General features: G+C 47.4%; 19 protein-coding genes. 5 read left to right on the forward strand and 14 right to left on the reverse strand.

The annotated features are described in order from the left end of the window. Window positions 1-2: 2 nt before the first annotated feature. Both NIASO_RS02040 and NIASO_RS02045 read left to right on the forward strand, forming a co-directional pair. Window positions 3-1,556 (forward strand): sodium:solute symporter, encoded by a 1,554-nt coding sequence (locus NIASO_RS02040; protein ID WP_008583937.1) that lies wholly within the window; start codon window positions 3-5, stop codon window positions 1,554-1,556. Between the two features lie 62 nt (window positions 1,557-1,618). Further along, window positions 1,619-2,227 carry a Pr6Pr family membrane protein gene (locus NIASO_RS02045; RefSeq protein ID WP_008583935.1) on the forward strand — a complete coding sequence of 203 codons (609 nt, stop codon included), beginning with the start codon at window positions 1,619-1,621 and terminating at the stop codon, window positions 2,225-2,227. Window positions 2,228-2,686: 459 nt separating this feature from the next. Here the strand turns inward: NIASO_RS02045 and NIASO_RS02050 are convergent, their stop codons facing one another. The 14 genes from NIASO_RS02050 to NIASO_RS02120 all read right to left on the reverse strand — a co-directional run bounded on the left by NIASO_RS02050 (window position 2,687) and on the right by NIASO_RS02120 (window position 16,348). Next, window positions 2,687-3,598 (reverse strand): helix-turn-helix domain-containing protein, encoded by a 912-nt coding sequence (locus tag NIASO_RS02050; RefSeq protein WP_008583932.1) that lies wholly within the window; start codon window positions 3,596-3,598, stop codon window positions 2,687-2,689. Window positions 3,599-3,735: 137 nt separating this feature from the next. Further along, a complete protein-coding gene (locus tag NIASO_RS02055) occupies window positions 3,736-4,614 on the reverse strand; it encodes an urea transporter (protein ID WP_008583930.1) in 879 nt (292 codons plus the stop codon). 30 nt (window positions 4,615-4,644) lie between these two features. Then, on the reverse strand, window positions 4,645-5,346 hold the full coding sequence (locus NIASO_RS02060; RefSeq protein ID WP_008583927.1) for a membrane protein: 702 nt from the start codon (window positions 5,344-5,346) through the stop codon (window positions 4,645-4,647). Beyond that, complete coding sequence (locus tag NIASO_RS02065) at window positions 5,328-6,116, reverse strand: urease accessory protein UreD (protein ID WP_008583925.1); 789 nt, start codon at window positions 6,114-6,116, stop codon at window positions 5,328-5,330. The genes NIASO_RS02060 and NIASO_RS02065 overlap by 19 nt, the downstream gene beginning before the upstream one ends. A gap of 1 nt (window position 6,117) precedes the next feature. Beyond that, window positions 6,118-6,753 carry an urease accessory protein UreG gene (gene ureG / locus NIASO_RS02070; RefSeq protein WP_008583923.1) on the reverse strand — a complete coding sequence of 212 codons (636 nt, stop codon included), beginning with the start codon at window positions 6,751-6,753 and terminating at the stop codon, window positions 6,118-6,120. A gap of 191 nt (window positions 6,754-6,944) precedes the next feature. Next, entirely contained in the window at window positions 6,945-7,634 is a 690-nt protein-coding gene (locus tag NIASO_RS02075) for an urease accessory protein UreF (protein WP_008583922.1), read from the reverse strand. A 76-nt stretch (window positions 7,635-7,710) separates the two neighbouring features. After that, a complete protein-coding gene (gene ureE / locus NIASO_RS02080) occupies window positions 7,711-8,214 on the reverse strand; it encodes an urease accessory protein UreE (RefSeq protein WP_008583920.1) in 504 nt (167 codons plus the stop codon). A gap of 270 nt (window positions 8,215-8,484) precedes the next feature. Further along, window positions 8,485-10,206 carry an urease subunit alpha gene (gene ureC, locus NIASO_RS02085; protein WP_008583918.1) on the reverse strand — a complete coding sequence of 574 codons (1,722 nt, stop codon included), beginning with the start codon at window positions 10,204-10,206 and terminating at the stop codon, window positions 8,485-8,487. Window positions 10,207-10,238: 32 nt separating this feature from the next. Next, window positions 10,239-10,616, reverse strand: coding sequence for an urease subunit beta (ureB, locus tag NIASO_RS20475; RefSeq protein WP_008583916.1), 378 nt, complete (start codon window positions 10,614-10,616; stop codon window positions 10,239-10,241). A gap of 18 nt (window positions 10,617-10,634) precedes the next feature. Further along, the gene (gene ureA / locus NIASO_RS20480; protein WP_008583914.1) at window positions 10,635-10,937 is read right to left on the reverse strand and encodes an urease subunit gamma; all 303 of its coding nucleotides are present in this window, start codon (window positions 10,935-10,937) and stop codon (window positions 10,635-10,637) included. Window positions 10,938-11,058: 121 nt separating this feature from the next. Next, complete coding sequence (locus tag NIASO_RS02100; protein WP_008583912.1) at window positions 11,059-11,442, reverse strand: hypothetical protein; 384 nt, start codon at window positions 11,440-11,442, stop codon at window positions 11,059-11,061. Between the two features lie 366 nt (window positions 11,443-11,808). Next, window positions 11,809-13,548, reverse strand: coding sequence for a tetratricopeptide repeat protein (locus tag NIASO_RS02110; RefSeq protein ID WP_008583910.1), 1,740 nt, complete (start codon window positions 13,546-13,548; stop codon window positions 11,809-11,811). A 182-nt stretch (window positions 13,549-13,730) separates the two neighbouring features. Beyond that, complete coding sequence (locus tag NIASO_RS02115; protein ID WP_008583908.1) at window positions 13,731-14,354, reverse strand: response regulator transcription factor; 624 nt, start codon at window positions 14,352-14,354, stop codon at window positions 13,731-13,733. Then, window positions 14,351-16,348: a tetratricopeptide repeat-containing sensor histidine kinase gene (locus NIASO_RS02120; protein WP_025298630.1), complete on the reverse strand. Its 1,998-nt coding sequence runs from the start codon at window positions 16,346-16,348 to the stop codon at window positions 14,351-14,353. Before NIASO_RS02120 ends, NIASO_RS02115 begins: the two co-directional genes overlap by 4 nt. A 224-nt stretch (window positions 16,349-16,572) precedes the next feature. On the opposite strand from NIASO_RS02120, the gene NIASO_RS02125 reads away from it, so the two are divergent. The 3 genes from NIASO_RS02125 to NIASO_RS02135 are packed head-to-tail and all read left to right on the forward strand — an operon-like array spanning window position 16,573 to window position 21,036. Next, window positions 16,573-17,796 carry an OmpA family protein gene (locus NIASO_RS02125; protein WP_008583904.1) on the forward strand — a complete coding sequence of 408 codons (1,224 nt, stop codon included), beginning with the start codon at window positions 16,573-16,575 and terminating at the stop codon, window positions 17,794-17,796. A 5-nt stretch (window positions 17,797-17,801) separates the two neighbouring features. Then, a complete protein-coding gene (locus NIASO_RS02130; protein ID WP_008583902.1) occupies window positions 17,802-18,935 on the forward strand; it encodes a hypothetical protein in 1,134 nt (377 codons plus the stop codon). Between the two features lie 31 nt (window positions 18,936-18,966). After that, window positions 18,967-21,036 carry a tetratricopeptide repeat protein gene (locus NIASO_RS02135; protein ID WP_008583900.1) on the forward strand — a complete coding sequence of 690 codons (2,070 nt, stop codon included), beginning with the start codon at window positions 18,967-18,969 and terminating at the stop codon, window positions 21,034-21,036. The last annotated feature ends 256 nt before the right edge of the window (window positions 21,037-21,292 follow it).

Genomic DNA, 21,292 nt, shown 5'->3' on the forward strand with positions numbered 1-21,292 from the left:
TAATGGCGCGCTTGCATTTTATTGATTTTGCCATAATTGTTCTGGTTTTAGGTGTGACGGTATTTCTGGGATTCCGGTTTTCCAGGAAACAAAATTCAACACAGAACTTTTTTTTATCAAAAGGAAATATTCCCTCCTGGGCACTGGGCTTGTCCCTGCTGGCAACCCTTATCAGCAGCGTTACGTTTTTGGGTTACCCGGCCCAGGGGTATACGGGCAACTGGATCCTGTTGGTACAGGGGTTAATGGTACCTGTGGTCTTACTGGGTTGTATATGGTTTATTGTACCCCTGTTCAGGAAGTCGATTGGATTAAGCACTTATGAGTATTTTGAGAAACGATTTGGAAGTTTTGCGCGCTATTACAGCTCTTTATCTTTTGTAGTGCGGCAGTTTGCGGGAATGGGAACCGTATTGTTTTTAATTGCCGTTGCCATCAGGGAAATGATACATGTTAATCCCTTTATGGTGCTGGCGGTGGTAGCATTGCTCCTGATCATCGTTAACCTTAAGGGAGGCATACAGGCCGTTATCTGGCTGGATGTATTTCAGGGCTTCATGCTGTTCTTTAGCGGTATTGTTTGCCTGGTAGTATTGTTAAATTCCATAAAGGGCGGTGTTCCGGAGGCAATCAGGATCGCAACGGAAAATCAGCGTGCCGGCTTTGGTCCTTATGATTTCAGTTTTAAGCACCTGACGTTTATTGTTATGGTCGTGAACGGCGCCTTTTATGCCGTTCAGAAATATGCGACCGATCAAACGGTAGTGCAGCGGTATTTAACGGCAAAATCCGACAGGGATGCGATCAGGGCATCCTTTCTTGGTATATCACTTACCGTTCCTATATGGACGCTTTTCATGCTTATTGGTACTGCGCTCTTTGTTTATTATAAACAACAGGGAGCGCCGGAAGGAATGAAAGCTGAAGGAATATTCCCGCATTTTATTATGACGCAGTTGCCACCGGGCATTATTGGTTTTATTATTGCTGCGCTTTTATCTGCCGCGATCTGTAGTTTAAGCGCCGACCTGAACTCGCTGGCGGCCGTAGGGGTGGAGGATTATTATAAAAAGATAGTACCGGGTAAGGGAGATCAACATTACCTGCAGGTAAGTAAATTATTGGTGATGTGCTCCGGCCTTCTGGCCGCCGGTATCGGCGCCTTATACATACTATCGGGCGATGAGGGAGTGCTCGGGATTATTTTTACGGTATACGCTATTTTTTCAGGAGGTATTGTGGGGGTCTTTTTATTGGGCTTGTTCAGCTCCCGGGCCAACAGGCAGGGCGTTAACATCGCTATTGTGGTATGCATTATTTTTACAGCTTATGCCTTTCTTACTTCCACACCGGTAGGGCTTAAAAACCCAAAGCTGCTTCTTGACCTGGGACCGTTTAATTTTACACATAACAAACTTATGCTGGGGGTCTACAGCCACCTGGTAGTGATTATCGTAGGGTATATTGCCAGCTTGTTTTTCCCAAAGCCCGCTATTGAGCCCAATCTTTTGTATTCCAATTGGAAGAAGAACCGGAAAACGGTGAATCGGGTATAAGAAAGTGCCGGCAGTTTGTTTTTTTGATATAATTTCAATGTTCAAAAACAAATCGCCTTTCTATGAAACCGGAGCAAAAAACACTCGCTTTAATTTTTGCCTTATTGGGATGGTTCGCTATCATAGCACAGTTTGTGCTCATGCTCCAAAACAGGGTCACTTTTTTGCCGGAAACCATTACTCGTTTTTTTAGTTTTTTTACGATCCTTACCAATATTATGACGGCTGTTTTTTTCACCACACAGGCCCTGGGAAAAAGAAAATACAAAGCCGGCGCCCTTACTGCTATAACTGTTTACATTACGATAGTGGGGCTGGTGTACCAGGTATTGCTCAGGCATTTATGGGCGCCCACAGGCCTGCAAAAAATGGTGGATGAACTACTACACTCGGTAATACCGGTTTTGGCCATATTTTATTGGTACCGGTATGAAGACCGGCATCATGTCTTATACCGGCAGATTGCCGGATGGCTGCTATACCCGCTTGCTTACCTTGTCTACATTTTAATCCGCGGCCATTTTTCCGGATTTTATCCTTACCCGTTTGTTGATGTTGTGCAATTGGGGCTGGGCCAGGTATTGATCAACGCTTTCTTTTTATTTATACTTTTCGGCGTTATAGCCGTCCTTTTTATTTTTATTGGAAAACGCGTAAAAAAAATTGATTAAGCTTCTTAGACAGAGGTTGCTTAAACTAATTTTACCCCCCTCCGTACCGGCGCATACATTCCCTTCCATGGCCTCTCGTGTGGACACATATCTTGAAGATGATTAAAATATCCTGCTATTTTTTCATTACCGGAGAAGCAACAATTTAATAAAGAATATTTATTGAAATAAAACAGATGTAGCCCGGAGGGCGTAATGTGAATAACTCCGGGCTAAAGCCCCGGGTGGGAGATGTGTAGAGCAGGCGGCCCCGGAAGGGGTCGAATGTAATGAGAACGGGTTGAAATTTTTAAAATTCAATGTACATTAAAGTTGTCAGAACTGTATTCTATAACCTATGGAATGAATATCATGAGCTACCGCCAGATTTTCTACCAGATTATTTTGGATGCGATTAGAACGTGTAGTGTATAAGAATAAATGCAGAGAGGTGATGGCAGAAAAATAGCCCCTGCTTTATCAGGAGGCCCAATTGTTTTTATGACGTTCTTTTAATTGCAGCCGGTAGGTTTTGGGGGTGATACCGGTGGTCTTATGAAAGATCCGGGTAAAATAGGAGGCCGACTGATAGTTTAATTCGTATGCCACTTCCGAAATTTCCTTGGCCAGGTCCTGCAAAAGGATCTGGCTGTGCAGGATGCTGATCTCCTGTATCCACTGCTTGGGTGGTTTGCCGGTGGTCTTTTTAACGCATTTGTTCAGATAGGTTTCTGAAAGCTGCATTCTTTTGGCGTAGAAGCTGACATCCTTATGAGCAAGATGATGTCGCTGTACTTCGGTCCGGAACTGATAGGTTATTTTAAGCTCTCTTGTTAAGGTATGAGCACCCCGGTTGCCGGATTGCATAATCTTAAGAAGCGTGGCTGAAAACAGCGCCAGGCATATGTCCTGGGTACTGTTAGGAGTGATGCCGTCCAGTTCTTCTTTTAACAGGAAAAATGATTGCTCCAGCCATTTTATTTCCCTGGGAGAAAGCTGAACATAGGGCGCTGTGAAAAAAAAGTCTACTTCGTTATTATTCAAAAATAGATTCGTAATTACATCATTCTCGTAGATCAGGTAAAAACCCTGCAGGTCAGGAGAAAGCTCCAGGGTACGGGTGATACAGCCTTGTTTGATATTGATCGCCTGTCCTGCCGTTACAATATAATTCTGAGTCTCCAGTTGTTGCTGAATATATCCTTTTGTGACCACCAAAAGAAAATTAAAAGAAGTCCGGTAGGGCGGAACAGGAATAAGGATGTCTTTCAGATAAGATTCTATTTTATAAAGCTGGATCTTTGAATGATCGTGTAATACATTTTCCGGAATTTCCGGAAGGAATTGTTTTTTGTATTCATAATTACTGATCATTTTTATGGAATACGCCATACATGTCTATTGGGGTACTTAATATTGCATGTTAAAGGTACTCATAATGATACAGGTTGGGTTAAAATATTTGCATACGTACTACTCAGAGAAACTGATACTGTTGCGGGCAACAAGATACCGGGGGTGCCAATCTGCTATTCAACCGGTGCGACCGCTTTTTGGGGTACAGGGATCCATTTTTTTAACAACAGGGTGACCCAGCTCGCTGCTACAAACGGGAAGGTGAGCACCGACCAATGCACGCGGATCATGGCAATGTCAATAGCTACGGCCAACACTACTGAGAATAGAACAAAAATGCCGTCAACAGGATCTTCGCCCGCAAAGGTGATGGCGCATAGTAAAGCGTTAAAACTGAACAACCCCATTTCAATGTCGGGTGTTGGCTCTGCTAAATGAATAGCAATATACGCGCTAAGCATCGCCCCTGCCAGGCCGTATAAAGCCGCAAGGGGCTTATTGATAAATACGCCCAGGAAGAACAGGAGCCCGCCCACGACGCTGTCCTGGAAAATAACTTCTCCAAATCCGTGCAAACTGGTGGCAAAGTCGTCTTTTTCGGCCAGTTCATTCGCCAGCGTAACAGAGTGGGGCTCGGGAATCACCTGGTGGAACAGGTAAAGCAATATCCAGGTTACCACAATAAAGGGGAAAGTAAAGCCCGGTAATTTTTTTTCGATAAAAAAATGTTGCAGCATAGCCGCCAGTGCGGAGCCTACAATAACGGCGATCCATATTATTGGAGCCGGTCTGAAGTAAAAAATCAGGGCCACACCCACCAGGGTAGCGCTAAAACCATACAGTCCCCGTTCAATTTCCTGCTGGTCATATTTTAGCAGACAGGCGGTAAGCGTACCCACAAGAGTAGAGAGTAACGCAGCGAGGCCTCCTAAAAGAGAACCATAGAAAATGCCGGCCAGGAATAAAAGCCCGGTCCATGCATTTTCCTGCAGCATGATCTGGCCAACGCCTCTGAACAGGGTACGGATAAAAATGAATGATTTTGATTGCATAGTTTTTTTAAATTTATAGCCAATATCTGATTACCATCCTAAGAATACAATGCCAATACCGCAGAGCGTCACCACACCGCCGCCGATGGCATGCATATACCGTTCCAGCCTGCTGGTATTAAAAAAAGAATATCCATAAATGCCGATAAGCACCATAGCCAGCATAGTGATAACGGTACTGATGGTGAATACGGTAATGAGCACGACAATCTCTGTTATCGACCGCTGGGTGCCGGAGTAAAACAGCAACGGTACCAAAGGCTCACTGGGCCCCATCACAAAAATGGCGAAAAGCACCAGTGGCGTTACTTTTACGCGGCCCCCGGGCATAACGGTTTGCCCGTGCGTATGCTCATAAACATACACATCGCCACCCATAACGTCAAAATGCTTATGCGGCTTATTGAGATAGGCCTGGCGGATGCCATATAACAGGTACAGGACACCAAAGAGCAATAGCGCCCATCCAGAAAAGTGGCCTCTTACATCCTGCAGCCAGGTAATTTTAGTCAATTGCCATCCCAGGAAAACGCCCACAAATCCGATCAGCACGGAACTGAGGATATGCCCGATGCCGCAAATAATGGTCAGGAAAATAGTCCGGGAGCGGCTCCATTTCCGCGACCGGGAAAGTACTACAAATGGCAGGTAATGATCCGGGCCGGACGCAGTATGCAGGCAACTGATGGTAATGGCGGTCAACGCCAACGCTATTAATTGGGAATGTTCCATAGAAGCTCCTGTATGTTTTGAAAAAGCGTAAATAATTGTTCGCCGCCATGCCCCAGCACGCGCACCACGAAACCCTTATGATGGAGTTGAGATACCCCGCCAAGAATGTCTTCCTCCCGCTCCAGCAGTTCATTTATTTTGTCTACAAGCTCAGGAACAGGCAGGGCATCAGTTGTGGCGGAATAAATAAGCGTGCCCTGGTGGGTGAAATTTTCCAGCAGGCCCATTGCCTGCAGCGGGTTTTCTTTGGGCTGCAACAGGATGTTATCTTTAAGCACCAGCCTGTCGTTATGGAACACCTCAAAAAGATTGTGGAATTTGGTAAACTCAAAAACCTCTCCATGATGTTTGCGCCCGCAGGTGATGATCTCGCTCATCAGCAGTTCACAATGCTCCGCCATATGAATGCGGCTACGACTGATAAAAGTGGAATTTTTATGCGGCACAATGGGGTGGGGCACATAGAAAAAGGAACTTCCTTTTTCCATAATAACCTCCATTTGCTGTCGGGCACTGGCTTCCATATTATACAACCGCTGGTAGGATTGCGATTGCAATTGAAGGCGGGCGTTTTCCTTTACCCGTATTGAAAGCTCGTGTTCATCTCCGCTGAGGATGCCGGGCGATGAGCTCATGATCATCAGGTAGGCATGGTCATCCGGTTTATGCTGTCCAACAGGGATCACCCGGAACGGCTGTGTAACATACACATCCCTCAGGAACGATCTTTTCTCGTTTTTTTCAACCGTGATATTTAGTGTATTGATCATGCTACCTAACTAATGCAGGTTCTTCAACCGCTTCTAACAATGCATATTTTTTGATCCAGCCGATCACCGCATCTAAGCCTTGCATAGACATTAAATTCGTGAACACAAAGGGCGCGCCCTTGCGCATGCGCCGGGCGTCGTTTTCCATTACTTCAAGACTGGCGCCCACATAGGGGGCCAGGTCGATCTTGTTGATCAGTAAAAGATCGGAACGGGTAATGCCGGGCCCGCCTTTCCGGGGGATCTTTTCTCCTTCAGCCACATCAATTACAAAGATGGTCACATCGGCCAGGTCCGGACTAAAAGTGGCAGAAAGGTTGTCGCCGCCGCTTTCAATAAGGATCAGCTCAATATCAGGAAAACGGCTCACCAGTTCATCCACCGCTTCCAGGTTCATGCTGGCATCTTCCCGGATGGCGGTGTGCGGGCAGCCCCCCGTTTCCACGCCAATGATCCTGGTCTGTGGTAATAAACTGTTCTTGGCCATAAACTCGGCATCTTCTTTTGTATAGATGTCATTGGTGATTACGGCCAGGTTATATTCGTGCAGCAACCGGCGGCTCAACCGCTCCAGCAGGGCCGTTTTTCCCGATCCTACCGGGCCGGCTACGCCTATTTTTACATATTTTCTTTCCATTTGTTTTTGTTTATATTTTATTTTTTATGTTCCCGGCGGAAGAACAGGTCTCAGCCAAGTTGCGTCGCACTCTTCAGCTATAGTGCTACTATCATCGCCGTCACCCCGAGTGAAGTGTAACGGAACCGAGGGGCCTCGCGCTAGCAGCAGATGGTTCGGCTTCGCTGCGCTCACCATGGTGTAGCGGCGACTTACGACATATACAACCTCGAATACAACCGCTCGTGCCGCATACACCGGATGTCAAATGCTACGGCACAAAGGCCCAGCATTTCATCCGGAATATCGACAGTCGTTTCGCTTAACTCTTTTAGCAAAGGCTGGATCTGGAACAGGATGTCCTGCCCGTCCAGTTGCCCCAGCGGCACCAGTTTCACGCTATTGGTGATCATGCCCACAGCGGCATTGTAATAGAATGCAAACAGGGCCTCGGGTAATGGAATATCCAATAGCCGGGCATAGCATCCAAATACGATGCAATAGTGCGGATCGGCTTCTTTTTCCCGTATCGCCCGCTCAAACTGCGTTACCAGCTCAAAGGGCTGCTGGCGCTTAAATATTTTGATCAGCCGCAGTCCCAGTTTAATGCTGGCCTGGCGAATCTCCATCGGCGATTTCAACGCCGTGCATTCCCCGCTCAGTCGTTGCAGTTCCGGGAGGTCCTGCTGCGCGGCGGCCCGGTAGGCGCTTACCATAAAAGCGGCATCGTTGTACAGGATGTTTTGCTGCAGCATATTAACCACAAATGCCTTTGCTGTAACTGCGTTGTTTACGATGCCTTCCTGCACATAGGTTTCCAGCCCGTTGCTGTGGGTGTACCCGCCAATGGGGAGGGTGGGATCGGAAAGATGAAGCAGGGCGCCTAAAAAATAAGATTGCATGAAGTGTTGTTTTTGTTGATCGGCAAAGCCGATAAAATAAGGGTATGAAGCGTGGACGCTTCATACAGTCCATACGTTATTCTTTTGATGCCAGGTTTAAAATTTTTGAGAAAAGCGAATTGTTGTTGCCGTGACTATGCGGCTCTACATTTGATTTAAGTATGCTGAGCAGACGGACCACTTGCTTTTCGGGCCGGTAGCCGCTGCTTTCCAGCCACCGGAACATGGGCATTTCAAAAGGCATCATTACTTTATCATCCTGGATAAAAAGCGGCAGATGCTTGTTGCCGATCTCATAACAGATCGTCCCCATCTCTAAAAGTGTTTGCGGCGCAAGTACAATCGCCTCGCAGGGCTTAATGTCTACGGTTACAATGGAGTTCCCTTCCCTAAACAAGATGTCTCCCTGATGGAGCCGCTGCCCTTCGCGCAAAAATTTTATGGCAATCTCCCTTCCGGCACGGGTATGTTTCCGCTGGATGCGCTTGGTGGTTTCATACCACTCCAGTTCCAGCAGATCCTGCTCCAGGCCGTCCGCGGGCATGTCGGAACTATTACCGATGATTTCTCTTACGATCATGAACTGTGTTTTTTGAAAAGAAATGTTTTATTGAAGATGTTATGCTGTTGCTGTCTGCTCTGCAAAATCAATGTGATGATGAAATCTTTATGTCGTCACCCTGAGCGCAACGAAATGGAGCCGAAGGGTCTCTCGATTATAGAAAAGTTCGATATTACAGAGATGCCTCGGCTGCGCTCGGCATGACGAAAGTATAGTTGACTTCCAATGCATTGATAATTATGAAAGCTATGTGCCTATGTGGTTTTTTATTGAATATTGACGTGATCATTAAAACAGGAAATACCGCTGCCCGAGCGCTACTTCTGCTATTGGTTCGCAGGTGATCTTTTTGCCATCCACCCGTACTTCGTAGTTTTCCGGGTTTACGGTGATCTCGGGCAACCCGTTGTTGTGCACCATATCTCTTTTGGAAATATTGCGGCAGTTCATCACCGGCAACAATGTTTTTTCCAGTCCGTATTCCTCTTTGATATTCTTTTCCAGAGATGCTTTCGACACAAAGGTGAACGCGGAGCGGGTTACGGCCTTGCCATACGCCGCAAACATATTACGGATGATGATGGGCTGCGGGGTAGGGATGGAGGCGTTGGCATCGCCCATTTTACTGGCGATGATCATACCTGCCTTGATGATCATTTCCGGCTTGGCCCCGAAAAGTGCGGGCTTCCAAAGAACCAGGTCCGCAATTTTACCGGTTTCTATCGATCCTACATAGCTGGAAATACCATGGGCAATGGCGGGGTTGATGGTGTATTTGGATACATACCGCTTTGCGCGGAAGTTGTCGTTATTATTCTTCTCGTCCTCCTGCAAATGTCCCTTTTGTTTTTTCATTTTATCGGCGGTCTGCCAGGTGCGGGTGATCACTTCACCCACACGGCCCATTGCCTGCGAGTCGGAGCTCATAATGCTGAATACGCCCATGTCCTGCAGAATGTCTTCTGCCGCGATGGTCTCCGGCCGGATCCGGGAATCAGCGAAGGCCACATCCTCTGGAATGTCCTTGCTCAGGTGGTGGCATACCATCAGCATATCCAGGTGCTCATCAATCGTATTTTTTGTATAGGGGCGGGTAGGGTTGGTGGAAGCCGGCAGCACATTAGGATACATGGCCGCTTTAATAATATCCGGAGCGTGTCCGCCGCCAGCGCCTTCTGTGTGGAAGGTATGGATCACCCTTCCGTTGATGGCGTTGATGGTATCTTCCAGGTAACCTGCTTCATTCAGGGTATCCGTATGGATCGCCACCTGCACGTCATAGGCATCGGCTACTTTTAAGGAAGCGTCAATCACTGCGGGGGTGGCGCCCCAGTCTTCGTGGATCTTTACGCCCAACGCGCCGGCTTCAATCTGCTCGGCTATAGGTGCTTCTGTAGCACAGTTCCCTTTGCCAAAGAAACCAAGGTTCATTGGAAAGGCTTCTGCTGCCTGCAGCATCCGCTGGATATTCCATTTACCCGGGGTTACCGTAGTGGCATTGGTGCCATCGGCGGGGCCGGTGCCACCACCGATCATGGTAGTGATGCCGCTGTACAGCGCTGTTTCTATCTGGGTAGGGCTTATAAAATGAATATGGGTGTCGATACCGCCGGCGGTAAGAATATACCCCGCGCCGCCATGTACTTCCGTAGAAGCGCCAATGATCATATTGGGTGAAATGTTATCGGAAGTATCCGGGTTGCCGGCACAGCCCACCCCCACAATTTTTCCGTCCTTAATGCCCACATCACCCTTTACGATACCCCAGTGGTCAATCACAATTACATCGGTAATAACCAGGTCCAGCACGCCCTGATCGCGCACCGCGGTAGACGATTGGCACATGCCATCCCGGATGGTTTTACCGCCACCGAATTTCGCTTCATCACCGGCGTGTGTAAAATCTTTTTCAATTTCGATGATGATCTCGGTATCCCCCAGGCGTACTTTATCGCCTTCAGTGGGGCCGAATATATTGCTATGCGTTTTTCTGCTTATTTTAAGACTCATAGTGAATCGATTTTTAAATGATAATAGAATGATTATTTCACTTCTTTGTTTTTAAACTGAAGCGTTTCCACTTTCTGCAGGGCCGCCAGTTTGTTTTTGGGCAGGGTGGTATCTCCGTTTACCAGGTTGTTATGCCCGTATACGCGGCGCATGCCTCCAAGTTCCACCAGCTCCACTTCCTTGGTTTCGCCGGGCTCAAAGCGCACAGCGGTACTGGCAATGATGTTTAGCCGCATGCCAAACGTCTTTTCACGGATGAAGGACAGGGCGCGGTTTACTTCAAAAAAATGAAAATGGGAACCTACCTGTATCGGCCGGTCGCCGGTATTCGTTACTTTGATCTTTGTGGTTTTGCGGTCTTTGTTGGCGATAATGTCGCCTTTTTTTATAAAATATTCTCCTGGGATCATGAGTTCAGATTTATATGTTTAACGAATGGGATCATGTACGGTTACCAGTTTGGTCCCGTCAGGAAAGGTGGCTTCGATCTGGATGTCGTGGATCATTTCAGGAATGCCCTCCATAACATCCTTCCGGCCAAGGAGCGTAGCCCCGTACTGCATCAGTTCGGCAACGGTTCTACCATCCCTGGCGGCTTCCAGCAGTTCACTGCTGATATAGGCGATGGCTTCGGGGTAATTGAGTTTCAGGCCACGGGCCTTTCTTTTCGCAGCTAATTCTCCGGCCAGATGGAGCATTAGTTTTTCCGTTTCGCGAGGCGTTAAGTGCATAATAAAAGATTTATGTAATGGTGATTGAAAACCGATAAGGATACCTGTGGTTGTACCCATAGGAGCAGGGCTGATCCGAAGGGAATAACAACAACAGGGTTGATACTACTGCAGCAGTTGCTTAAATGTAGGGTATACGAAGGGTGTGGTGCAATAAATAGATCGGCAGTTTTCGAGTGATTAATTCCGAAAGACGGATCTGGCTTTCATCCGGCTGGACAGCTTGTTGCTGTAGCCGGTAATCCTGATGCAGGCTCCTTAAAAATAAGGCAGGGAAATAAAGGTATTTGTCAATTGAGAAATCATCCTCTGCCAGAAAAAGAAGTGCATCGTCTTCCGCGGGAGCGGCTTTGCTAAAGCCTGCGTTAGCCGGGGCGGTACCTAAAGGGGGATGGTTGTGGATTTTGTTAATGGGCCTGTTGTTGGTCGCCGGATGATGACCTGCAGCATGCGCCGTCAGGATAAAGGAAAAGAAAACAACAAAAATCCACACTAAACGTTTCATACCAATGTTTACACATCAAAATTACTATCATCTGCTATTTAAAAATAGCACAAATCAGGACAAAATTGTTACGTATCTGGTTTTTGTTTTTTGATAACAGGTTTCCGGGAAACAGCGCTTACTTTTTTACAAAGACCAGTGGTGGTAACGGGGTTAAAAAAATAACTGAAATGAAAAGAGGCAACAAATTTAGCGTTTGGAGTAAACGCAATGGCATCCGCAGGAGCCTTCGTTCTCTAAATAGGAAGGGTTTCAAATTGAGTCTTCTTCTAGCTATACGGCCAGCGATTTGTTTGAAATGTAAGCTGATCTGTTGCGATGGTGGGAAGCATACGGTGCAAAATAAATGAGGACCGAGGTACTCTTTTAAAACACGGAGCCACTGATCGACACATCGCTGTTTTCAAATGCTTTTGCTGCCTGCTGTTGCATTTTTGCGGCGCCGCTTTTTTGTCCTTGCTTTTGAAACGCCATAGCCAATCCCAGTAGCGACCATCCATTTTTGGGATTTATTTCCAGGTCGCGTTCGTATACCCGCTGCGCGTCCCCGTAACGTTTGGCTTTCAAAAGGGCCGCACCAAGGTATTGTCGCGCCGGCAGTGCCCAGTCTTTCGGTTCACTGTAAGCCATGTTGTCTTCCTTCTTTACCGCCTGCTCCAGCAGCACTATGGCTTGTTCCAGGTCATTTTGCTCTTCAGCAATAACGCTTGCTAAGATCTTCTCTGCAATTTGTGCACCGTGAATGGCGGGGTTGTTTCCCGGTGAAGCGGGTGCAGTTAATTGCGGATCCGACAGATTTTTTCTGAGTAGCTCCAGTTCACGGCTTGCCATCCGGGTTTGGTATGTTCTGGCATAAGCCATTCCGCGCCCGTAATGGGCTATTATACTGGCATAAATATAAGTATCGGGTACTTCAGGGGCAGAAAGAATGGTTTCCCATTTACCAAAACGGATCATCGTAAGCATTGGGGTCATGTAGATATATTGCGCGAAAACGCCATCGAACCCTGGTTGCTTCAGCGCACTGCTGTCAAAACTTTCCCTGCATTCTTTTGCAATCCGCAAGGCGTCCCCGAACCGGCCGGCCATGTTGGCACAGGCAGCCTGCATATGCAGGGTATGAACCAGGTAAAGGGGACTGGCTTCTTTTACGGCTGCAAACGTATGGGCATAGGTATAATAGCTTTTAACTGCAGCTTCATTCACCCGGTCGCCCTTATCATAATAGCCGGTGCGTATATAAATGTGAGAGGGCATATGTACTAAATGTGCGATACCGGGCATCAGCGCCGGCAATTGGTTGGCGGCCATAAGTCCCCTTTCGGGATGCGTTGAAGCTTCTACTGCATGTATATAATAATGTAGCGCCCCGGGGTGGCGGGGTTCGTTCTTTAAGGCCTTTTCCAATACGTCAATAAGTTCCGGCGTCCAGGGCCGGGGCTGGTAATCTGCGGTGTACAAATCCCAGGGGTGGAGTTGCATCAGCGCATCGGCATATAAAACGCGGACATCAGTTTGCCGGGGATAACGCGTCATTATTTTTTTTAACGCCGTGGCGTAAGCCTGATAAAGTTGTTGCTGTCCGCCCGTTGGGTCTGGCGTATACCGCTGCAGCATGGAGGCGATCAACTCCTTTTCGACAGGGGTGCAATGAGTGCCTAATGCCCTGGCTTTTTGCGCGGCAATGAGCGCATCGGCCGGTGTATTGTAATTTGCCCCGTTTATATTAGGCCCCATAGCCAGTGCCTGCCCCCAGTAACCCATTGCAAAAGAACTGTCAAACAAAGTAGCTTTTGCGAAGGATGCCAGCGCTTCTATGATATGAAATCCATAATACATATTAATGCCCTGGTTAAAATAAATACGGGCGCTGTCATTGGCTGTTGTCACGGGCATACGATAGTTGCCCCAACCTTTCAGCAATGGGATAGCAGAAGCATTGGCGGACCCTTCATTAAAAGACGGCGGAGCACAGCGCAACACCACCCGTTTTTGATGCTGTGCAGAACGGCCACTGGTTTGTGTAACGGACATGCCCGTTATTTTTTTATAAGCCAGACTGGTGGTAATAAGTGCAGCAAAGATTAAAGTGATAAACAGTTTCATAGCACATAGTTTAGTTGTGTTCATTTTCTAAAGCACTGTTAGGAAAAAGTGATAGACGAAGAACCCCGTTAGTATACCTGTGTAAAGTAAGTATAAATGCATGCACCGGCTATCCCTAATTTGAGGTATATAGGTAGGATCGTCCGGATGTATGTGCTGCTCCTGTTATAAAATCCAGTACCCTAAACAAGTTTATTTTCCACGGCAAAGCGGATCAGCATAGCGGTGTTGTTCACTCCGAATTTGGTAAGCAGGTTTTTGCGGTGCGAATCTACGGTTAGCGGGCTTATATAAAGCTGGTCGGCAATCTGGTTATTGGTCAGTCCCGCGGCAATGAGGCCCAGGACTTCTTTTTCACGCCGGGTGAGCACCGGGATCATACCGGGTGCGGCGGCGTTAGGGTGAAGCAGCAGTTGCTCCATAGACAAACTAAGATAAAGCCGTCCGCTCATCACCGTATGGATCGCTTCTTTTATTTCTTCTGCTGAAGCGCTTTTGATCAGGTAGCCCGAAGCGCCATTGTCGATCATGCGGGTGATATAGCCCCGGTCGCTGAAGGTGCTGATGGCAATCACTTTCAGGGCAGGGAATTCTTTTTTAACTTTTTTGCAGAGCTCAATGCCGCTGATGTCTGGCAGGTTGATGTCCATTAAGACCAGGTCGACCGGATTTTTTTTCAGAAAGGGCAGGGCGTCGATGGCGTTGCCGCAGGACCCTGCCACGTTTACTTCGTCTATTTCTTCCAGCAGGCTGCGTAATCCTGCAACGATCACGGGGTGGTCATCAACAATAAAAATAGTGGTCATGTTAATGGTATTTCAATATGAATAGATGTGCCCTGACCGGGTGCTGTATGGATATCCAGCTTGCCACCCAGGTAGGCTGCCCGCGACCGGATATTGGATAAACCCGCGCCGTTGCCGGCCATTGCGGCATCGAGGATAAAACCTTTGCCATCATCTTCTACAGTGAGGTCAAAGCGTTTCGCCTCGCGGATCAGTTGCACCAGCACTTCACGGGCACCCGCATGCTTCAGGATATTGTTGAGCAGTTCCTGGAGGATCCGGTAAATGATGATCTCGCTGCTTTCATCCAGGCGCTGCTCCAGTCCGTACGATTGAAAACGGATCCGGAGCGGACCATTTTGATTGATCTGCGCGCAATAATTTTCAATGGTTTCGCCCAGTCCGAATTTGATCAGCGATTCGGGCATCATATTATGTGACACCCGTCGCAGCTCGGTAATGGACTGATCCAGTTGCTCCAGCACCCGTTCCACTGCCATTGCATTTTTCTCAGATAAAAATACGTTTCCTTTCATGGTGGATAATGATAATTTAACGCCCGATAATAAACCGCCCACCCCATCGTGCAGGTCTTTAGCCAGCCGCCCCCGTTCTTCTTCCTGGCCCTTTAATACAGACTGCATGGCAACCAGTTGGTGCTCTTTTTCCAGCTCGCTGATGCGCCGGGTATGTAATAATTCATTTTGCTTCAGGATATAATGCCGGTGCCGGCTGTTACAGTAGAGGAGGGCACCCATAAGTCCTGACAGTAACAGGCCAGTCAATAAGACAATATTTAAATTTCTTTTTTTGTGCAGGGCCAGTTGCTGTATGTCGTTATCCTTTTGAAGCACCAGAATACTGTCCTGCCTTTGTTTAGCCTGGTATTTGTTCTCAATTTCATTGACCTTTTTTTGTATGTCCGATTCATTCAGGCTGTCACTCAGTTGCACATATCGCTGGTAATATCGTGCCGCCTCATGATCGTTATGTAGGTTCGTTTCCACCCATGCCAGTTTTTTTAATAACTCGGCCTCCAGCCTGTAATTTTTTAATGCTTTAGTCAGTTCCAAAGCGTTTTTTAAGGCAATAGCGCTTTTGGCATAATCCTTCATATCGCGGTAAGCAAATCCCAGCATCCGGTAAGCATTCATGATATCAAACCTGCTGCCTTTCTCTTTTGCATACTGCAGGGATTGTTTAAAATTAGCAACGGCTTTTGGCCGCTGGGCGGATTTTTGATAAAATCTTCCCCACTCATTATACAGGCTGTAATAAAAGCCGGAGGAATGCAATGCTGTTGCTATGGATTCCGCCTGCACCAGGTGCGAGCGGGCCGCTTCCTTTTTTTTTAAACTGGTATAATCGCTGGCTACGTACAGTTCAAGCATGCCCGTGAGTAATAAATTGTCCGGTTGTTTTTTATGCGCTGCCAGCGCTTTTAAATCATAATCGAGCGCTTTTTCAAACTGCGCCATGTCGTGATAAACATTTGCAATATCTGCATAAAAATTACCTATTACCTTCCATTTGTTACCGGCATTGCTTTGGGTCATAATACGGACCCCTTCCATAAAATAACGCATGGCCGTTTCATAATTATTTTGCATCACTGCTATATTGCCCATACTGGCTTTATTGGATGCTTTTGATTCCCTCGCGTTTTCAGAGGGATCCGTTGCATAAAGACTGTCTGCCCGCTGGTAATAATACAGCGCGCTGTCATAGTTGCTTTTTTCGTAGTAGCTGTTGCCTAATCCGCTCAATGCTTCCCCTTTGTAATAATTGCTTTTATTAATTTGCCCGATCCGGTACACTTCCAAAAAGTATTGTGCTGCGGCCGACTGGTCGGAGAGGTAAAGGGTATTTCCCAATTCAAGCAGGAGTTCCACGCGACTGCTATCCGGCAGCGTATTTCTTTGCAATGCTTTCTTCAGGCTGTCTGTATAGCTGTTTTGCGCCTGTGCGAGAGCGGTCGCGCTCCAAAACAAGATCGTTATATAAAAACTGCGCATGCAAAAAGGATAGCCGTTCAAGGTGATAAATTTTTAAACAGTTTGATGATAAAATTCATCAAAAAAAAAGATCCGGCCAAGCCGCTGGTAAAAATTCCCCTTTTTCGGGGATTTTTAAAAAACCCTGTCAGAGCGGGATTGACTCTGATGGTAAGCTGGCAGAACTTTGTAGCCTGGTTATGCCCATCTGAATGCTATTTATAAATCATTAATTCTTATTTGAGATGAAACAACGGTTACTGATACTGCTATTCTTTTTTATTTCGGCTTCCTTACACGCCCAGTTATGGAAGCGGATCGGCAGTGAAGTAAAAAACAGGGTAGCGGACAAAATAGTGCGGCAAAGCGGCAACGCCGCGGAAAAAGCAGTTGACAAGGCGGAAAATAGCGCCGCGGATGCTGTAAAAAATAGCGGCACCGAAAAACGGGCATCCCCCGTTGCGGAGAGCGATGTTGTTACGGCAAGTGGAAGTCCTGCTCCTGCAAATTATAAAAACTATGATTTTGTGCCGGGCGATAAAATTATCTTCCAGCCCGATCTGAGCGGCGAAGCGGATGCCGAGCTGCCGGCGCGGTTTACCATAAAAGCGGGTACGGCCGAAATACAATCTTTTGAAGGGGAGAAGGTGCTGCACCTGGAGCCCAACGCCAGAACGGCAGTGGAGCCGTTAATGCGTTCAGATAAATACCTCCCGGAGCAGTTTACCCTGGAGTTTGATGTGCTCTATGAAAACAGCGAGGCGTATTTTAAGTATGTGAGCAGCTTCAGGGTGGGCTTTAGCAATCAGCATGATCAGAATTATTACAACGGCGGGCTGTACGCATTTGTTATTGACGGCGTTTCCAGGTGCTCTTTTGGTACAGCAAAGGGACAAGATCTTCCCGGAGCCTTGCAGCAATCATTTGGCACCGGCAATACCTGGCACCATATAGCTATTTACGTGCGTAAAAATATTGGCAAGGCCTATATAGATGGTTACCGGGTATGCGCTACCAATGCGCTGCCGGAGGGCGCTGACAAGTTTTATATTAAGGCTGACCGCTACGGTGTCCGGATCAAAAACCTGCGCCTGGCGGCCGGTGGTGATGATAAATACCAGAAGCTGGTTACCGATGGAAAAATCATTACCCATATTTTATTTGACGTGAATAAATCAACGATCAAACCCGAATCCATGGGCACCTTAAATGAGTTGGTTAAACTGATGAAAGCGCACAGCGACCTGAAATTTGAAATAGATGGTCATACGGACAGCGATGGCAATGACGATGCCAATATGAAATTATCACAGGCCCGTGCAGATGCCGTAAGGGCACAACTGGTGGAAATGGGAATTGAGGGAAGCCGTCTGACGGCAAAAGGATTTGGCGAAACAAAACCGATCGACAGCAATGCCACCTCCGAAGGGAAAGCCAATAACCGCCGCGTAGAATTTATAAAAATGTAAAATCGATGAAAGCTTGTTACAGGAATCTATGGATGGCCGCCTGTGTGCTGCTGTTTTGTACGCCCGCCCGTGCACAGGGAAAAATTGAAAACGTACCTGATGCATGGGGTATATTGAAACGGAGCGATAATGTCCGGCAATTTATCAGCAATTTTAAGGCGTTGCCGGCAACAAAAGTCGCCTCGCTGGCACGCACAGCTAATGCGGTAATGGATATTATCTGCCGTTTGCCGCAGGTTAATGCCCCTACAGGATACAATACGCATGTAAATGTCAGTGCGGCAGACCAGGGTATGAAAGAGCGGGCGCCTTCGCTGAATGTGTTTTGTTATTTGCGCAACCTGACCCATGATCCCCGGTATACCGGAATAAAAGAATCGATGGACGGTGCCGACCTTTATTTTAACATAAATGGATTTGACTTTTTTAACCAGTTCGGCAATTTCTGGCAGGATTGTGATAAAGCTAAGGTCCCTTTGTTCTTTGAAGCACCGCTTATAACCGATTCCACCGGTGATTACCTGGAGATCAGGCGTGACGGCACACCGGTTCGTTTTGTTTGCGCCGGCAAAAAGCCTTTGCTGATCCCGCTGACCCGGCGTGAATATGTACAGTTTCTTATCGCCCGGGAGAAATTCTATATCACTGATGATGAAAAAAGTATCCGGGAGCTGGAAAATAATCAGAAAGAAACACAACAAACGCTTGCGCATCCGCCATCCTATCTTACGGCTGATGTACGGACTGCGTTGGCTGCAGGGGCAAAAACACAGGAGCAACAGGAACGCCAGTTTCAGGACCGGGTAAAAAAGGGACAGGAAAAACTGAACCGGTACCAGGAATACCTGAAGAACCTGCAACCCCCTGAGGCGGCAGCTCCCGCGCGACTGGACAAGAACTGGAAAAGCGATGAATTTGGAGGGCTGGAACAACTGTTGCCGGCGGGGCGCAAAGAGGGGATTTTGCTCAATAAGATCAACCCGGACTATTATACCGGGGCACCCGCGGCCCGGATGATCCTGGTCTACTACGCCTGGCCCACGGCAGGATTTGAAAAAGATCCGGATTATGTGCAGCAGGCCGCCCTGGATATTTTTAAAGGCCTGGATTATCATGCGCTGAAACTGAGTATGCAGTAAGTGAAAATAAACCGTTAGAATCTTGTTTGCTATGGTAAGGAATAAATTTTTTAAGGCTTGTATTTTTCTGCTGCTATTGCATACGGCCATACAGGCGCAGCAACCCGGCAGCGTTCATAAATTGCTGGAGCAACAAAAGAAAGAAATTGAAAACGACCCGGACATGGATCCTGCAATGAAAGCGAAGTTCCTTAAAATGATGAACAGCAAAACCACGAAAAATGCAGAAAACTGGATGGATAAGCACCCGGAGGAAATGCAGGCAGCCGCGCAGCGCGATGAAAAAATGACCGGATTGCCGGCGCCGGATCTGAAGCGCCTGGCGGCGTTGCCGGCCAAACCCTTTACCAAAGCACAGATGCTGCAGTACGTACAGACGCTTAACGGAAAGCTTAAAGCGGCTGTCAAAACTGAAGACCGGGATCAGGCAGACGGGATCATAGGGCAGGCACAGGGCAACAGTGGGAACCTGAATGCAGCTTCCGTTGCAGCCTGGTATAACGGCAATCCCCAAGCGGGGCTGCTGTTGTCCGCAAAAGCAGTGGCCCTATCGGCCGATGCCAACGCGATCAATAATCTCAGCGCCATGCTGAACCTCAGCGGGTACCCGGAAAAAGCGATCCCGCTGCTGCAATATGCGCTACAGGTTGATTCGCTAAACACTTCCCTGTACAATAACCTGGGGGAGGCCTGGCTGCAGTTGGGCGAAAAAAAGAAAGCCCGCCAAATGTTCTTAAGCAGTGTTCATTATGCGCCCCATAACCCCGAAGCCAATAATGCACTGGGCTGTTTGTACGAAGCGGAAGGGGATACAAAGCATGCGGTTTCCAGTTTTGAAAATTCCCTGAAAGGCGCGTACAATCAAAATGCAGACGAGCAGTTATCGAAACTGAAACCGGATTATGATCTGCCCAAACTGATGCAATTCCATTATAAAGCGCCGAAATATTTTGATCAATGGCATATTGAAGTGCCGGGGGAATGTATGGAGGTACTGCAGCAGGACTCAATGGGGAAAATACACGATGCCTTCCGGGAAGGACTGGTAAAGCTATCTGATGAATATGTGGCAATGCGGCGGCAGGCAGAGGAAGAACTGGATAAGGAGCGAAACGCGTTGGGAGATGCGCTGGTGGACGCAATGGACAAAGTGCATCCTGTAAAAATTGCGATCGCCCCTTTCCAGTTAATAGCCATGAAGATGCAGATGAAACTGGGTTATAATTATCGAAGCAGTAAGGATCTTATCATTAAGGAGTATAAAAAAAATTATGACCAGTTGATTGCAGGTTTTAACGCCGCAAAAAAAATGCTGGATGATCAATTCAATGCGGCAAAATCAAAATTGGTATCTGATGGAGAAGGCGGCAGGAACGATGAAGCAGAGCTGGAGCGGCTTCGTAAAAAATATTGCGGGGATAGCAAGAAGCTTGCCGATAAAACACAGTACGAAGCGGGGCAATTGCATATCGAATTTAAAAAGAAATACCGCCGCCTGGTGCTTGATTATTTTAATGACCGTGTTTATTGGGCGCAGCAGATGTCTACCTTTCCCGCAACCGTAAATGTAGAAATTTACAATGCCATTGATGATTTTATTAGTGAGCTTAAGTATATGTCTGCTACTACTCCCTATATCGACGGCGGCTTGTGCGAATTGTCTTTTGCTGACGGCAAACGGCTGCCACCGGATGCATTTGATCTGAAGCAAAAACCGGATTGTCCGCTGTCTGTAAATATCGCTTTCCTGGTGGGTAAGCTCAGCCTCGATTGTACGTCCTTCAGCATCAGCGGCGGGGAAGGCATCAAACTGGGCTATAAAAAAGATTTTTCAAACGGGCAATCAACCCTGTCGGTTGGCGCAGGCGTATCAACCCAGATAGGTGCCGGCAATGTGAATGCGGGCATAAGCGCCGATCAAAGTATTTTTATAACGTTTAACGGCGATGGGCAGCCTTGTGATGTGGGAATGAAAACGGGGATAAGCGCGGGGCTGAATGCCGGGGCGGTCAGCGCAGGTGATGAAGCAGGGTATACCGTAAGCATGAATTCCGGGTTTAATTTCACCCATAGCGGATTGGGCGGTAGTCTGAATTTATAAAAGGAACGGCCCATAAACCCACACGCGGAGTGCATAATATTTTTACTGGGAGCAGGGCGCCGTGGCAAAAGCGAATGCATTTTTGCGCTCCGTTTTCATTTTGAACGTCAGGCATCCCGCAATCTTTTTTACGCGGCGCCATACCGGCTAATAATAAATCGGCATTAAGATTATTTTTATGGGGTGTACCTATGGCACGCCAAATGATCTGCGGCTGTAACCAGTCTGCCAACAGGTTTAGTATAAAACCAAATTT

This window comes from Niabella soli DSM 19437 (assembly GCF_000243115.2).
Lineage (GTDB): Bacteria > Bacteroidota > Bacteroidia > Chitinophagales > Chitinophagaceae > Niabella > Niabella soli.

Bases quoted from the DNA above. Each gene is read 5' to 3' on its own strand.
- NIASO_RS02040 (WP_008583937.1), top strand. From the start codon at position 3: ATGGCGCGCTTGCATTTTATTGATTTTGCCATAATTGTTCTGGTTTTA.
- NIASO_RS02045 (WP_008583935.1), top strand. From the start codon at position 1,619: ATGAAACCGGAGCAAAAAACACTCGCTTTAATTTTTGCCTTATTGGGA.
- NIASO_RS02050 (WP_008583932.1), bottom strand. From the start codon at position 3,598: ATGGCGTATTCCATAAAAATGATCAGTAATTATGAATACAAAAAACAA.
- NIASO_RS02055 (WP_008583930.1), bottom strand. From the start codon at position 4,614: ATGCAATCAAAATCATTCATTTTTATCCGTACCCTGTTCAGAGGCGTT.
- NIASO_RS02060 (WP_008583927.1), bottom strand. From the start codon at position 5,346: ATGGAACATTCCCAATTAATAGCGTTGGCGTTGACCGCCATTACCATC.
- NIASO_RS02065 (WP_008583925.1), bottom strand. From the start codon at position 6,116: ATGATCAATACACTAAATATCACGGTTGAAAAAAACGAGAAAAGATCG.
- ureG (WP_008583923.1), bottom strand. From the start codon at position 6,753: ATGGAAAGAAAATATGTAAAAATAGGCGTAGCCGGCCCGGTAGGATCG.
- NIASO_RS02075 (WP_008583922.1), bottom strand. From the start codon at position 7,634: ATGCAATCTTATTTTTTAGGCGCCCTGCTTCATCTTTCCGATCCCACC.
- ureE (WP_008583920.1), bottom strand. From the start codon at position 8,214: ATGATCGTAAGAGAAATCATCGGTAATAGTTCCGACATGCCCGCGGAC.
- ureC (WP_008583918.1), bottom strand. From the start codon at position 10,206: ATGAGTCTTAAAATAAGCAGAAAAACGCATAGCAATATATTCGGCCCC.
- ureB (WP_008583916.1), bottom strand. From the start codon at position 10,616: ATGATCCCAGGAGAATATTTTATAAAAAAAGGCGACATTATCGCCAAC.
- ureA (WP_008583914.1), bottom strand. From the start codon at position 10,937: ATGCACTTAACGCCTCGCGAAACGGAAAAACTAATGCTCCATCTGGCC.
- NIASO_RS02100 (WP_008583912.1), bottom strand. From the start codon at position 11,442: ATGAAACGTTTAGTGTGGATTTTTGTTGTTTTCTTTTCCTTTATCCTG.
- NIASO_RS02110 (WP_008583910.1), bottom strand. From the start codon at position 13,548: ATGAAACTGTTTATCACTTTAATCTTTGCTGCACTTATTACCACCAGT.
- NIASO_RS02115 (WP_008583908.1), bottom strand. From the start codon at position 14,354: ATGACCACTATTTTTATTGTTGATGACCACCCCGTGATCGTTGCAGGA.
- NIASO_RS02120 (WP_025298630.1), bottom strand. From the start codon at position 16,348: ATGCGCAGTTTTTATATAACGATCTTGTTTTGGAGCGCGACCGCTCTC.
- NIASO_RS02125 (WP_008583904.1), top strand. From the start codon at position 16,573: ATGAAACAACGGTTACTGATACTGCTATTCTTTTTTATTTCGGCTTCC.
- NIASO_RS02130 (WP_008583902.1), top strand. From the start codon at position 17,802: ATGAAAGCTTGTTACAGGAATCTATGGATGGCCGCCTGTGTGCTGCTG.
- NIASO_RS02135 (WP_008583900.1), top strand. From the start codon at position 18,967: ATGGTAAGGAATAAATTTTTTAAGGCTTGTATTTTTCTGCTGCTATTG.